10 protein-coding genes are annotated in these 14,416 nt (G+C 70.9%); 3 read left to right on the top strand and 7 right to left on the bottom strand.

All coding sequences use genetic code 11. The features are described from left to right. Positions 1–11 precede the first annotated feature (11 nt). Positions 12–2,489 (top strand): glycoside hydrolase family 3 protein, encoded by a 2,478-nt coding sequence (locus ACZ7L9_RS05250; protein ID WP_471412617.1) that lies wholly within the window; start codon positions 12–14, stop codon positions 2,487–2,489. Positions 2,490–2,591: 102 nt separating this feature from the next. Further along, positions 2,592–4,265: an FAD-binding dehydrogenase gene (locus ACZ7L9_RS05245; protein WP_471412616.1), complete on the top strand. Its 1,674-nt coding sequence runs from the start codon at positions 2,592–2,594 to the stop codon at positions 4,263–4,265. 103 nt (positions 4,266–4,368) lie between these two features. Here the strand turns inward: ACZ7L9_RS05245 and ACZ7L9_RS05240 are convergent, their stop codons facing one another. The 4 genes from ACZ7L9_RS05240 to ACZ7L9_RS05225 are packed head-to-tail and all read right to left on the bottom strand — an operon-like array spanning position 4,369 to position 9,458. Then, entirely contained in the window at positions 4,369–6,150 is a 1,782-nt protein-coding gene (locus ACZ7L9_RS05240) for an IucA/IucC family protein (protein WP_471412614.1), read from the bottom strand. Then, a complete protein-coding gene (locus ACZ7L9_RS05235; RefSeq protein WP_471412613.1) occupies positions 6,150–6,734 on the bottom strand; it encodes a GNAT family N-acetyltransferase in 585 nt (194 codons plus the stop codon). Before ACZ7L9_RS05235 ends, ACZ7L9_RS05240 begins: the two co-directional genes overlap by 1 nt. Next, positions 6,731–8,026, bottom strand: coding sequence for a lysine N(6)-hydroxylase/L-ornithine N(5)-oxygenase family protein (locus ACZ7L9_RS05230; protein ID WP_471412612.1), 1,296 nt, complete (start codon positions 8,024–8,026; stop codon positions 6,731–6,733). Before ACZ7L9_RS05230 ends, ACZ7L9_RS05235 begins: the two co-directional genes overlap by 4 nt. Then, positions 8,010–9,458: a pyridoxal phosphate-dependent decarboxylase family protein gene (locus ACZ7L9_RS05225; protein WP_471412610.1), complete on the bottom strand. Its 1,449-nt coding sequence runs from the start codon at positions 9,456–9,458 to the stop codon at positions 8,010–8,012. The genes ACZ7L9_RS05230 and ACZ7L9_RS05225 overlap by 17 nt, the downstream gene beginning before the upstream one ends. Before the next feature lie 153 nt (positions 9,459–9,611). Here ACZ7L9_RS05225 and ACZ7L9_RS05220 point away from each other — a divergent pair, with 153 nt between their 5' ends. Next, the gene (locus tag ACZ7L9_RS05220) at positions 9,612–10,163 is read left to right on the top strand and encodes a GNAT family N-acetyltransferase (protein WP_471412608.1); all 552 of its coding nucleotides are present in this window, start codon (positions 9,612–9,614) and stop codon (positions 10,161–10,163) included. A gap of 29 nt (positions 10,164–10,192) precedes the next feature. Here the strand turns inward: ACZ7L9_RS05220 and ACZ7L9_RS05215 are convergent, their stop codons facing one another. From ACZ7L9_RS05215 to ACZ7L9_RS05205, 3 genes are read right to left on the bottom strand one after another with little or no spacing between them, the layout of a single operon-like run. Further along, the gene (locus ACZ7L9_RS05215; protein WP_471412607.1) at positions 10,193–11,359 is read right to left on the bottom strand and encodes an acyl-CoA dehydrogenase family protein; all 1,167 of its coding nucleotides are present in this window, start codon (positions 11,357–11,359) and stop codon (positions 10,193–10,195) included. Positions 11,360–11,388: 29 nt separating this feature from the next. After that, the gene (locus tag ACZ7L9_RS05210; RefSeq protein ID WP_471412606.1) at positions 11,389–12,330 is read right to left on the bottom strand and encodes a hydroxymethylglutaryl-CoA lyase; all 942 of its coding nucleotides are present in this window, start codon (positions 12,328–12,330) and stop codon (positions 11,389–11,391) included. After that, on the bottom strand, positions 12,327–14,414 hold the full coding sequence (locus tag ACZ7L9_RS05205) for an acetyl/propionyl/methylcrotonyl-CoA carboxylase subunit alpha (protein WP_471412795.1): 2,088 nt from the start codon (positions 14,412–14,414) through the stop codon (positions 12,327–12,329). Before ACZ7L9_RS05205 ends, ACZ7L9_RS05210 begins: the two co-directional genes overlap by 4 nt. Between the last annotated feature and the right edge of the window lie 2 nt (positions 14,415–14,416).

Below are 14,416 nucleotides of genomic sequence, written 5' to 3'. Positions count from 1 at the left end.
AGTTCACCGCCATGGCATCCCGCGTCGATTCACCCGCAGACGCATACGAGGACGACACCGCCTACCACGGTCTGATCGAGTCGGCGCTCGCCCGCCTCGACCTGGACGCCAAGACCCGCCTCCTGTCCGGCCAGGACCTGTGGTCGCTGCCCGCCCTGCCCGAGATCGGGCTCGCCTCGCTGGTCATGTCCGACGGGCCGGTCGGCGTACGCGGCTCCTCCTGGAGCCCGGGCGACCCGTCCCTGACGCTGCCCAGCCCCACCGCGCTCGCCGCGTCCTGGGACCCCGCGCTGGCGCGGCGGGCGGGCCGGGTGCTGGCCCAGGAGGCCCACCGCAAGGGCGTGCACGTCCTGCTCGCCCCGACCGTCAATCTGCACCGCTCCCCCCTGAGCGGGCGGCACTTCGAGGCATACTCCGAGGATCCGCTGCTCACCGCGCGGATCGGTGCCGGATTCGTCACCGGGGTGCAGGAGAGCGGCATCGCCGCGACCCCCAAGCACTTCGTCGCCAACGACGCCGAGACCGAGCGCTTCACCGTCGACAACCACGTGTCCGAGCGTGCGCTGCGCGAGCTGTACCTGACCCCGTTCGAGGAGATCATCGCCACCGCACGGCCCTGGCTGATCATGTCCGCGTACAACTCGGTCAACGGCACCACCATGACCGAGCACCGCGCGCTCCAGGTCGGCGTGCTGCGCGACGAGTGGGGCTTCGACGGGGTCGTCGTCTCCGACTGGCTCGCGGCCCGCGACACCGTGGGTGCGCTCGACGGAGGACTGGATGTGGCCATGCCCGGACCACAGACCGTCTTCGGACCGGCACTGGCCGACGCCGTCCGCGAGGGCAAGGTGGCCGAAGCGGCCGTGGACAACGCCGTCCGTCACGTCCTGCTGCTCGCCGCCCGCCTGGGACTCCTCGACGGGGCCGAACCGGCGGTCCCCGCCGACCGGCGGCCCGCCCCGCTGGACGGGCCATCGGTCGCCCGCGAGACCGCCGCCCGCTCCTTCGTCCTGCTCCGCAACGAGGAACAGATCCTTCCGCTGAATGCCGAGCGCATCGGGACCGGGGGCATCGCGCTCATCGGGCACGCCGCCCGCCACGCCCGCATCCTCGGCGGCGGCTCCGCGACCGTCTTCCCCGGCCCCGTCGTCTCCCCCCTCGACGGGCTGCGCGACGCCCTGCCCGCCGCCACCCCCCTCACCTGGGCCCGGGGCGCCGACCTCAGCGAGGGCCTCGGCCCCGCTGCCGACGGCTTCGCGCTGCGCGCCGTCCTCCGCGACGCCCGAGGAACCCTGCTGGCCGAGGCACCGCTGCCCGACGGGCGGATCCGATGGATGGCCGAGACCCTGCCCGGCGGCGTGGACTTCGAAGCCCTGGACTCCGTCGAACTGGCCGGCACCTTCACCCCGCGCACCGGCGGCCCGCACGAGTTCGGCACCCGCGGCCTCGGCGCCTTCCGGCTCACCGTGGACGGCACCACCCTCTTCGACGGCGTCCACCAGCCCGCCGACGCCGACCCGCTCGAAGCCATCACCGGACGGCCGGTGCCGCGCGGTGCCGTGGACCTGGTGGCCGGACGCCCGGTCGAGGTCAGTCTGCTGGCCGGAACGCCCAGGATGAGCTACGGCTCCCTGCGGGGCGTCACCTTCGGACTCGCCCACCGCGAACCCGTCGGTGCGGAGGACCAGTTGATCGAGGAGGCCGTCGCCGCCGCCGGCACCGCCGACACCGCGATCGTGGTCGTGGCCACCACCGAGACAGTGGAGAGCGAAGGCTTCGACCGCACCGGCCTGCGCCTGCCGGGACGCCAGGACGAGCTGGTCGCCCGTGTCGCCGCCGCCAACCCCCGCACGATCGTCGTGGTCAACTCGGGCGCACCGGTCGAGATGCCATGGCGCGAGGACGTCGCGGCGGTCCTGCTGACCTGGTTCCCCGGGGAACAGGGCGGCGCCGCCCTCGCCGACGTCCTGCTCGGCCACGCCGAACCGGGCGGCCGGCTCCCCACGTCCTGGCCCGCGTGCCTGGCAGACGCCCCTGTCCGCGAGGTCGCCCCGCGAGGCGGCGTGCTGCGTTACGACGAGGACGCCCGCATCGGATACCGCGCCTGGCAAGGCCACGACGCCGCACCCGCCCACCCGTTCGGGTACGGGCTCGGCTACACCACCTGGGAGCACGAGCACCTCGCGCTCGTCGGCGCTCGCACGGTCCGCGTCCGCACACGCAACACCGGCGACCGCCCCGGCCGCGACGTCGTCCAGGTGTACATCTCCCCGGCAGACCACCCACAGCCCCGGCTGGCCGGCTTCGCCTCCGTCACGGCGGCCCCCGGCCGGAGCATCGAGACCGACATCGCCCTGCCGGAGCGCGCCTTCCAGACCTGGGACACCGCTGCGGGCACCTGGGTCACGCGACCTGGCCGGTACGTGATCCAGGCCGCGCACCACGCCATGTCGCCCACGCTCGGCACCGAGTTGCACATCACCGGCTGACCACTCCGGTCCCCGACTGCGGGGGGATCGGAACCTGACACCTGATCCTCCCGCACCCCACCCCGCCCGCCCCATGGCGGCTACAGGAAAGAGACGTGAACCATGGACGCCGATGCCGTTGTCGTCGGAGCAGGGCTTTCCGGGCTCGTCGCCGCGCACGAGCTGACCTCACGCGGCCGGCGCGTCGCCCTCGTCGACCAGGAGGGCCCGGCCGATCTCGGCGGGCAGGCGTACTGGTCCTTCGGCGGGCTCTTCCTCATCGACTCGCCCGAACAACGCCGCATGCGCGTCAAGGACTCCTTCGAGCTGGCCTGGAGCGACTGGCAGGGCAGCGCCCAGTTCGACCGTCTCGACGACGAGGACTCCTGGGCGGTGCGGTGGGCCCGCGCCTACGTCGAGTTCGCCGCCGGAGAGAAACGGGCGTGGCTGGCGGGCCACGGGCTCTCCTTCCTGCCCACGGTGGGCTGGGCCGAGCGCGGGGGCATGCGTGCGGACGGGCACGGCAACTCCGTACCCCGCTTTCATGTCACCTGGGGCACCGGGCCGGGCGTCGTCGAGCCCTTCGTACGCCATGCCCGGCAGGCAGCCGCCGCCGGCCTCCTCACCTTCCATCACCGCCACCGGGTGGACGAACTGATCGTCGAGTCCGGCGCGGTCCAGGGCGTACGCGGCGTCGTGCTGGCCGAGGATCCCTCCCCCCGCGGGGTCGCCACCAGCCGGGAGAGCACCGGTGAGTTCGCGCTCACCGCGCAGGCCGTCATCGTCACCACCGGCGGTATCGGCGCCAACCACGGCCTCGTCCGCCGGCACTGGCCCCAGCGCTTGGGCACCCCGCCGTCGCACATGGTCACCGGTGTACCCGCCTACGTCGACGGCCGGATGCTCGACATCAGCGCCGCGGCCGGAGTGCGTCTCGTCAACCGCGACCGCATGTGGCACTACACCGAGGGCCTGACCAACTGGGACCCGATCTGGCCCGGCCACGGCATCCGTATCCTGTCCGGTCCCTCCCCCATGTGGTTCGACGCTCTCGGCCGCCGCCTGCCCGACCCCTGCCTTCCCGGCTACGACACCCTCGCCACACTCCGGCACCTGCGCACCACACCGGACATCGCCGCCTACGACCACTCCTGGTTCCTCCTCACCCAGAAGATCATCGAGAAGGAGTTCGCGCTCTCCGGCTCCGAGCAGAACCCGGACATCACCAGCAAGGAACGTGCCGCGTTCCTCCGTACCCGGCTGTTCGGCACGGGGGCTCCTTTGCCGGTCGACGCCTTCCAGCGGCGCGGCGAGGACTTCGTCGTCGCCGCCACCCTCGACGAGCTCGTCACCGGGATGAACCGGCTCACCGACAAGCCCCTGCTCGACGCCTCCGCCATCCGCCACCAGGTCGAGGCCCGCGACCGGCAGATCGCCAACCCCTTCAGCAAGGACTCCCAGGTCCAGGGCATCCGCAACGCGCGCCGCTACCTGGGCGACCGGCTCGGCCGCACGGCAGCTCCGCACCGCATCCTCGACCCGGCAAGCGGCCCGCTCATCGCCGTCAGACTCCACACCCTCACCCGCAAGACACTCGGCGGTATCCAGACCGACCTCGACTCCCGCGCCCTCGGCCACGACGGGCGACCCATCGACGGCCTGTACGCCGCCGGAGAGGTCGCCGGCTTCGGCGGCGGCGGAGTCCATGGCTACAACGCCCTGGAAGGCACCTTCCTCGGCGGCTGTCTCTTCAGCGGCCGACAGGCCGGGCGCGCCGCCGCACAGTGCACGGCGTGACGTCTGCTCACCCATGGATGACAGGATGTACGCATCGGCCTGGACCGGCGCCCGCCCCACCGCCACAGCGGCATACCAGCACTCACCCACACCTGACCAAGCACTACTGGTAGAACCGTGCGATCGGGTTCTTCAGCCTGCCGACCAGCTGCAGCGCCCCCGACGGATCGGTGAGATCGACCATCTGCTCGTTGTTCCGCAGCTGCAGCCGGTTCAGGCAGGACAGCGCGAACTCCTCCGTGAACATGTCGTACTCCTTGAACTTCCCGGAGAGGTACGGCACCGAGTCCTGGTACCCGGTGACACAGTCCGCGACGGTCCGCCAGAACGTCTCCTCGTCGAGGACGCCCTCGCTCGCCAGACCGGCGCCCAGGAAGCGCAGGAAGCAGTCGAAGACATCGGTGAGGACCGAGAGCAGCTTCATGTCCTCGGGGACCTCGGCCCGGATCCGCTCGACCTGCGGCGGCAGCACCGCGTCCGGGTCCATGACCGCGATCTCCTCGGCGATGTCCTTGAAGACGGCGCGGCGTACGACCCCGTCCTCGACGACCAGGATGACGTTCTCGCCGTGCGGCATGAACACCAGGTCGTACGCGTAGAAGCTGTGCAGCACCGGCACCAGGTACGCGTCCAGGTAGTGGCGCAGCCACACCGCGGGAGCCAGCCCCGACTCGGCGATCAGCGCCGCGGCGACGGAGCCGCCCTCGTGGTCGGTGTGGAGCAGCGAGGCCATGGTCGCGACCCGCTCGCCGGGAGCCAGGCCCGGGACGGGGCTCTCCCGCCACAGCGCCGCGAGCATCTTCAGGTACGGGGAGCCCTTGGCGGTGGCCGCCTCGTACGTCCGGTGGTGGTAGCCGACGGCCGCCCGCTCCCGGATGATCGAGAAGCGGGCCGTGCGCAGCACCTCGTCGCGCTCGATCAGCCCGGCCAGCCAGTCGTTGATCGCGGGCGTGGCCTCCATGTACGCGGCGGAGAGCCCGCGCATGAAACCCATGTTGAGGACGGACAGTGCCGTCTTGACGTAATGCCGGTCCGGGGCACTGGTGTTGAAGAACGTACGGATGGACTGCTGCGCGAGGTACGTGTCCTCGCCCTCGCCGAGACAGACCAGATGCCGCCGCGCGAGCTCCCCGGCGAAGGTGACGGCCAGCTTGTTCCACCACTGCCAGGGGTGGACGGGGATCAACAGGTAGTCGTCGAGGTCGAGCCCGAGTCCGCTCATCGTGGCCGCGAACCGGGCCCGGGTCTCCTCGGCCAACTCGCCGTCCATCAAGGTCTCGTAGTCGAGCCCGGCGCCCGCGGTGAAGGTGGCGCGGTCGCGGCGGGCGGCGAGCCAGACCAGCCGGATGCCGACCGCGGCCTCCGGGGCGTACGCCCGGTACTCGTCCATGCCGAAGCCGAGCCGCCCGTTGTTGGCGACGAAGCAGGGGTGGCCCTCGGTCATGCCGGTCTCGATCGCCTGGAACCCGGCCCGGACCAGCTCGGCGGAGGTGACGGGCGGCTTGGTCAGCTTGAACGCGGTACCGGCCAGCGTGGCGGAGATCTCCTCCAGGTAGACGGGCAGGATCTCCGCCGAGAGGCCCAGCGCGGAGCGCATTTCGACGAAGAGCTCGGCTGCGTCCAGCGGGAGTTCGCAGCCGTTCCGGTGGCGGGTGATCGTGTCGGCCTCGACCTGCCAGTGGTCGAGGGCGAAGAGCCGTGCGGTGAAGCGGTATTCGGTCGACGCGTCGTCGCCGCGTACCGAGTAGCGGTCGTCGCCGAGCGGCACCGGGGCCAGGAGCCGCTCGTGGCTGAACTCGGCGAGCGCCTTGCGGATCAGCAGCCGGTTGGCGGTGGCCCAGTGCTCGGGGGTGAGGTGGGCGGCGCTGTCGATGGTGGCGGACATCAGGCACTCCCCCCGGTCGCTGCGGCGAACTGTTCTCGTGTGCAGGCGCTGAGCAGGGCGTTCTTCTCCGGTTTGGATATCTCGCCCAGCACCTCGAAGCCGACCGCCTTGTTGAGCGCGTGCACCGCGGTGTTGCGCACATCGGGTTCGACGACGACCCGGCGTACGGACGGGTCGGCGAACAGTGCCTCCAGCACGGTGGTGATCACGGCGAGCGTGAAGCCGTGCAGCGGGGTGTCGGCCGGGGCGACCAGGAAATGCATCCCGATGTCGCCGGGCTCGGCCTCGTACAGCCCCTTGAGCTCGACCTCGGCGGGTTCGTACCGCTCCATCAGGAAGGCCGGCTCCCCGTCGTGCAGTCCGATGAAGGCGTCGTGGTGCGGGTGGGCGGCGATCGCCAGGTACTCCCGCTCGACGTCCTGGAGTTCCGCGTCGCCCATCAGCCAGAAGGCGGCCCTGGGGTGGGTGACCCAGCCGTGCACCAGCTCGGCGTCGGAAATGGGGCCTCCCCTGCTCGAACGGAGTCGAGAGCTTGGGGAAGGGTCCAGCGGACGGATGGTGAAGGTGCCGAGGGCGGCGGTCATACGGCGAACTCCTGGAAGGCGATGGACTTCTCGACGGGGTAGTACTCACGGCCGAGCAGCTCGCCGATGATGTACGCGTTGCGGTAGGCACCCATGCCGAGGTCGGGCGAGGTGACCGAGTGGGTGTGCGTGCCCGCGTTCTGCAGGAAGACGCCGTGCCCGGTGGTGTCGATGGAGTAGTTGCGGGCCACGTCGAAGCGTCCCCGGCCGTCGTGGCGCAGCCGGTCAGCGATCGGCTCCAGAAAGGCGGGCGCGGTGTACCGGTAACCGGTGGCGAGGATCAGGCCCTCGGTGGTGAGGCTGTAGTCCTCGCCCTGTTCGTCCTGGCGCAGCCCCAGCGTGTACGTACCACTGCTCTCCTCGTAACGGGCGCTGGTCAGCGAGGAGTTGGTGAGGAGCCGGGTCGGTACGGGGCCGGGCAGGTTCTTCCGGTAGAGCAGGTCGTAGATCGCGTCGATCAGTGCGCCGTCGATGCCCTTGAAGAGGCCCTGTTGTCCGGACTCCAGCCGGTAGCGGGTCTCCTCGGGCAGGGCGTGGAAGTAGTCGACGTACTCCGGGGAGGTCATCTCCAGCGTCAGCTTGGTGTACTCCAGCGGGAAGAACCGCGGAGAGCGCGTCACCCAGTTCAGCCGGTAGCCGTGCACATCGATCTCGGAGAGCAGGTCGTAGTAGATCTCGGCCGCGCTCTGCCCGCTGCCGACAAGGGTGATGGACTTCTTCGTCCGAAGGGCCGCCTTTTCGTCCAGGTAACGGGAGTTGTGCAGCAGGTCGCCGCCCAGTCCCTGGCAGGCGTCCGGGATGTACGGGGGAGTGCCGGTACCCAGCACGAGCCGCGGGGCCCGGAAGGCGCCGCCGTCGGCCGTGCGGACGGTGTAGAGCGCGGAGCCCTCGTCGTACGTGACCGACTCGACCGTCTGGTCGAAGCGGACGCTGCTCAGCTTGGCGGCGGCCCAGCGGCAGTAGTCGTTGTACTCGGTCCGCAGCGGGTAGAAGTTCTCCCGGATGTAGAAGGAGTACAACCGTCCGCGTTCCTTCAGATAGTTGAGGAAGGAGTACGGCGAGGTCGGGTCGGCCATCGTGACCAGGTCCGACATGAACGGCGTCTGGAGATGGGCCCCTTCGAGGAACATCCCGGAGTGCCAGTCGAAGTCCGGCTTCGACTCCAGGAACACCCCGTTCAGCTCGTCTATCGGCTCGGTCAGGCAGGCGAGTCCGAGATTGAACGGGCCGAGTCCGATCCCGATGAAGTCGTGGGCGGCCCGCGGATCGCGGGGTTCAGGAAGCGCGGTCAAGGGAGTCTCCCAGGTACTGCTCGGCGTGGCCGGCGATCAGATCGAGTACCGCGGCGATGTCCTGCGCGGTCGTCTCGGGGTTGAGCAGGGTGAATTTCAGGTACTGACGGCCGCCGACCTTCGTACCGGCGACCACGGCCTCGCCGGAGGCGAAGAGTGCCTCGCGGGCGTGGAGATTGGCCCGGTCGATCTCGATGGGCGAGGTGATGCCGGACGGGATGCAGCGGAACACCAGCGTGGACATCTGCGGCTCCACGACGACGTCGAAGCGCGGATCGGCGGCGAGCAGCCGCCAGCCCTCGGCGGCCAGGTCGCAGACCTCGTCGAAGAGCCGGCCGACGCCGTCCGCGCCCATGACGCGCAGGGTCATCCACAGCTTCAGGGCGTCGAATCTGCGGGTGGTCTGCAGCGACTTGTCCACCTGGTTGGGGATGCGTTCGGCGGCCATCCGCTGCGGGTTGAGGTACTCGGCGTGGTACGTGGCATGGCGCAGCGAGGCCCGGTCGCGGACCAGCACGGCGGACGAACTCACCGGCTGGAAGAAGGACTTGTGGTAGTCCACGGTGACGGAGTCGGCGTGTTCGATGCCGTCGAGGAGGTGCCGGCGGTCGAGGGAGGCCAGCAGTCCGCAGCCGTACGCGGCGTCGACGTGCAGCCAGGTGGAGAACCGCTGGCAGATCGCGGCGATTTCGGGCAGCGGGTCGATGGAGCCGAAGTCGGTGGTGCCCGCTGTGGCGACGACCGCCATCGGGACGGCGCCCTCGGCGACGCACTGCTCCAGGGCGCGGGCCAGCGCCACGGTCCGCATGCGCTTGTCGTGGTCGACGGCGACGGGGACGACCGAGTCCGGCCCGAGGCCGAGGAGTTTCGCCGATTTCTGCACGCTGAAGTGGCTGCATTCGGAGGTGAGGACACGCAGCCGGGTGAAGTGGTGCGGAGGCGTCTTGGCCTCTTCCCGGGCCAGCAGCAGGGCCTGGAGGTTGGACTGCGTACCGCCGCTGGTGAAGATGCCGTCCGCGGCCGGTCCGAGCCCGATCCGGGCGGCGGTCCAGTCGATCAGCCGGCGCTCGATCAGGGTGGCGCCCGCGCTCTGGTCCCAGGTGTCCAGGGAGGAGTTGACGGCCGAGAGCACGGCTTCGCCGAGGACGGCGGGGATGACGACCGGGCAGTTGAGGTGACCCAGGTAGCGGGGGTGGTGGAAGTAGACGGCGTCACGGAGATACACGCGGTCGAGTTCGTCGAGGGCGGCGGAGGCGTCGCCCAGTGGTCGGTCCAGATCGATCGCGTCGACGACGGGGGAGAGCTCGTCGGCGGAGACTCCGGTGAACGGCCGGTCCATGGTGGCGAGTTTGGCTGCGATCCGTTCGACTCCTGCGGTCACGGAGCGCCGGTAGCGCTCCGCGGTCGTGCCGTTGAGCAGGTGTGAACGCATGGAGGGGTCCTCCCGGGTGCGGGGAAACTTCATCGGCCCTCAGGACAGAAGGGGCGAGGGCCCGACGTCAAAGTGAGGTTAGCCTAACCTAACTTCATTGCGGTCGTCGATGCCCTGGGTTCCGCCCCGCACGGCGCGGCATACGATCTTCGGATGATCGAAGGCGAATTGGTAAGGCTCCGCGCACTGCGCGCGGAGGATGCGGAGCATCACCTCCGGTGGCGCAACGACCCGGAGGTGGTTCACTGGGCCACCGGCGGCGACCCGTGCTTCGGGCCGGTGACGGCGGAGGCCGTCGGGCTCGGCTTCGAGACGATGCTGCGGCTGAACCCGAGGGAATCAGCCGTCTTCACGGTCGAGGACCTGACCGACGGCACGGTGATCGGCATGGCGGACTACCGGGACCTGGACCCGTTCGCCGGGCTGGTCACCGTCGGTATCACCATCGGCGAGCGGGACCGCTGGGGCAGCGGCCACGGCTCCGACGCACTGCGCCTGCTGGTGGGCCACCTGTTCGGGGTCTTCGGGCTGCACCGGATCGAGCTCGACACCTGGAGCGGCAACGAGCGGGCCGTCCGCGCCTTCACCAAGGCGGGCTTCCGCGAGGAGGGACGACGCCGGGGCACCGTGCTGGTCGCGGGCAAGCGGTACGACACCGTGCTGTTCGGGATGCTGCGCGAGGAGTGGCCGGGCGCGACGCACTGATCGCCCGCCCGGCCCACGCCCGGTGACCGTCAGGCCGGCAGCCCCAACTCCCGTGCGATCAGCATGCGCTGTACCTCGCTGGTGCCCTCGCCGATCTCCAGGATCTTGGAGTCGCGCCACATCCTGGCCACCGGGTACTCGTTCATGAAGCCGTAACCGCCGTGGATCTGGGTCGCCTCGCGGGCGTTGTCGACCGCGACCGTCGACGAGTACAGCTTCGCGATCGCAGCCTCCTTCTTGAACGGCTCGCCCGCCACCAGGCGTGACGCCGCGTCACGCCAGCCGACGCGGGCCATGTGGGCGCGCGTCTCCATGTCCGCGATCTTGAACTGGATCGCCTGGTTGACGCCGATGGGCTTGCCGAAGGCGTGGCGCTCCTTGGCGTACTTCACCGACTCGTCGACGCAGCCCTGCGCCAGGCCCGTGGACAGGGCGGCGATGGCGATGCGGCCCTCGTCCAGGATGCGCAGGAACTGGGCGTAGCCGCGGCCCTCCTCGCCCAGCAGGTTCGTCAGTGGGACGCGGACGTCGGAGAAGGACAGCTCGCGGGTGTCCGAGGCGTTCCAGCCCACCTTGGAGTACGGGGCGGCGACGGTGAAGCCGGGGGTGCCGGACGGCACGATGATGCAGGAGATGAGCGGGGCGCCGTTCGGCTTGTGGCCGGTCACCGCCGTGACCGTGACCAGTTCGGTGATGTCCGTACCGGAGTTGGTGATGAAGCACTTGGAGCCGTTGATCACCCACTCGCCCGCCGCCTCGTCGCGCACCGCCGTCGTGCGGGTGCCACCCGCGTCCGAGCCGGCGTCCGGCTCGGTCAGGCCGAACGCGCCGAGCGCCTCGCCCGAGCAGAGCTTCGGCAGCCACTGCCGCTTCTGCTCCTCGGTGCCGAAGCGGTAGACCGGCATCGCGCCGAGCGAGACCCCGGCCTCCAGGGTGATCGCCACGGACGAGTCCACCCGGGCCAGCTCCTCCAGGGCGATCCCGAGGGCGAGGTAGTCGCCGCCCATGCCGCCGTACTCCTCCGGGAACGGCAGCCCGAACAGGCCCATCCGTCCCATCTCCCGCACGATCTCGTACGGGAACTCATGGCGCTCGTAGAAGTCGCCGATCTTCGGGGCGATCACATCGTGCGCGAACTCCTCGACGGTGCGACGCAGTTCCTCGTGCTCGGCGGTCAGCCGGTGGTCCAGGGACATGGCAGGTGTCACTCCTTGTGGGACGGTGGTTATCGCACCGAGAGCGCGCGGACGGTACGGGACGGGCTGGGTCGGCCCAGCTGTTCGGCGAGCCACACGCTGGTGGCGGTGAGCGCGTCGAGGTCGACCCCGGTTTCGATACCGAGGCCCTGGAGCATCCACACGAGGTCTTCGGTGGCGAGGTTTCCGGTCGCGCTCTTCGCGTACGGGCAGCCGCCGAGGCCGCCCGCGGAGGCGTCCACGGTGGCCACACCGTGCTGGAGCGCGGCGAGGGTGTTGGACAGGGCCTGGCCGTACGTGTCGTGGAAGTGCACGCCGATGGTGTCGGTGCGCACACCCTCCTCGTTCAGCTCGGAGAGCAGGACCTGTACATGGCCGGGCGTGGCGACGCCGATGGTGTCGCCGAGGGAGAGCTCGTCGCAGCCGAGGTCCATCAGCGCCTTGGCCACGCGGACGACCTGATGGACGGGGACGGGCCCTTCCCACGGGTCGCCGAAGCACATCGACAGATAGCCGCGGACGTGCACCTTGTCGGCCTTGGCCCGGGCCACGACCGGCTCGAACATGGCGAGCGACTCGTCGACGGTGCGGTTGAGATTGCGGGCGGCGAACGTCTCGGTCGCCGAACCGAACACCGCGATCTGCCGGGCGCCGAGCGCCAGGGCCCGGTCCAGGCCGCGTTCGTTCGGTACCAGGACGGGCAGCGCCACGCCCCCGATGTCCACGAGGCGGGGGAACAGGTCCTCCGCGTCGGCCAGTTGGGGAACCCACTTGGGGTGCACGAAGCTGGTCGCCTCGATGGTGGTCAGGCCCGCGGCGGCGAGGCGGTGGATGAACTCCGCCTTCACGTCGGTCGGTACGACGGCCTTCTCGTTCTGCAGCCCGTCGCGGGCGCCGACCTCGTGGATGCGCACCCGTGGGGGCAGGTCCTGGGCCGGTACGGTCATGGGCAGGGCGCGGGGTGTCGTCATGGCTGCTCCCCGGGGGCCTCGGCGGGGGTCACCACGGCCAGGATCTGGTCCATGGCGACCGTGGCACCGGCGGTGACGTCCAGCTCGGTCACGGTCCCGGCGTGCGGGGCGGAGATGACGTGTTCCATCTTCATCGCCTCGACGACGAGCAGACTCTGACCGGCCACGACCTCGTCCCCGACCGCCACCTTCAGGACGGTGACGGTGCCGGGCATGGGCGCGGCGAGCGTGTCCGCCCCGGAGCGTGCGGCGCCGGCCAGCGACGCCTCCACGGGGTCGTGATCCTGTACGTGCCAGGTGTCGCCGTCGCGGCCCAGCCAGGTCCCGTCCGGGGACGCGGCATGGGTGAACGTGTGGGTGACACCGGCGAGTTCGATGACGATGCGATGCGCCGACAGCTCGACCGTGTGCGCCGTCTCCTTGCCGCCGGGCAGCGGGGCCAGCGGGCCGCAGGGGCCCGTCGCGGGCTCCGGCGGCTGTGCGCCCTCCCCGACATGGCCGAACGTCAGCTCGGTGCCCGCCGGACAGGAGCGCAGCGAGACCTGTACCGGATCACGGCCCGGCAGCCGGAAGTGGCGCACCGTACGGGCCGGGGTGCCGCCCAGCCGCCAGCCGCTCGCCACCGAGAACGGGTCCACCCAGCCGGCGGCGTCCGCGGGGGAGGCCGCCGGTGTGGCGGACTGCCGCAGCAGCGCCGCCGCCGCGTACACCTCCTCCGGCACCCCCTCCGGCACCAGCCCGGCCACCTCACGCTCCACCAGCCCGGTGTCCAGATCGCCCGCCACCACCGCCGGGTGGGCGAGCAGCCGACGCAGGAAGCCGGCGTTCGTCGGGACGCCGAGGATCACCGTGTCCGCGAGGGCCGCGCGCAGCCCGCGCAGGGCGGCGGCGCGGTCGGGCCCGTAGGCGATGACCTTCGACAGCATCGGGTCGTACAGGCTGCCGACCTCGCCGCCCGCGGCGAGCCCGGAGTCCGTCCGTACGCCGTTGCCCTGCGGCTCGTGCAGTGCGAGGACCGTGCCGCCGGACGGCAGGAAGCCGCGGGACGGGTCCTCGGCGCAGATCCGGGCCTCGACCGCATGGCCGGTGAGCCGGATCTCCTGCTGCTCGTACGGGAGTTGCTCGCCCGCCGCGATCCTCAGCTGCCACTCCACCAGGTCCAGGCCGGTGATCAGTTCGGTGACCGGGTGCTCGACCTGGAGGCGGGTGTTCATCTCCATGAAGTAGTACGAGGCGGGGTCGTTGCCCGGGACGATGAACTCCACCGTGCCCGCGCCGACATATCCGCAGGAGCGGGCCGCCTGGACGGCCGCCTCGCCCATCGCCGCCCGGGTCTCCTCGTCGAGCAGGACGGACGGCGCCTCCTCGATGATCTTCTGGTGGCGGCGCTGGAGCGAGCATTCGCGCTCACCGAGGTGGATCACGTTGCCGTGGGTGTCCGCCAGCACCTGGATCTCGATGTGCCGGGGCCGGTCGATCCACCGCTCCACCAACAGCGTGTCGTCGCCGAACGAGGCCCGCGCCTCGCGCCGGGCGGCGGCGATCTCGTCCGCGAGCAGCATCTCGTCGCGTACCAGCCGCATGCCCTTGCCGCCGCCGCCCGCCGAGGGCTTCAGCAGCACCGGCGGGCCGATCTCGCGGGCCGCGTCGCCCAGTTGGGTATCGGTGAGCCCGCTCCCCGAGGAGCCGGGCACTACCGGAACCCCGGCCTCCGCGACCGTCTCCTTGGCCCGGATCTTGTCGCCCATCAGGGAGATGGCGTCGGCGGGCGGGCCGATGAAGGTCAGCCCCGCCTCCGCGCACGCCCGCGCGAAGCCGGCGTTCTCGGCGAGGAATCCGTAGCCGGGGTGGACGGCCTGCGCGCCGGTGCGACGGGCCGCGTCCAGCAGCGCGGGCACGCTCAGATAGCTCATGGCTGCGGGCGCGGGCCCGATCCGTACCGCCGTGTCGGCCTCCCGTACGTGCCGGGCGTCCGCGTCCGCGTCGCTGAACACGGCGACCGAGCGGACGCCGAGCTCGCGCAGCGTACGGATGACACGTACCGCGATCTCGCCGCGGTTGGCGACAAGAACGGTGTCGAACATCG

Source organism: Streptomyces sp. NPDC111516 (genome assembly GCF_055635345.1).
This window is presented reverse-complemented; position numbering and strand designations above follow the sequence as displayed.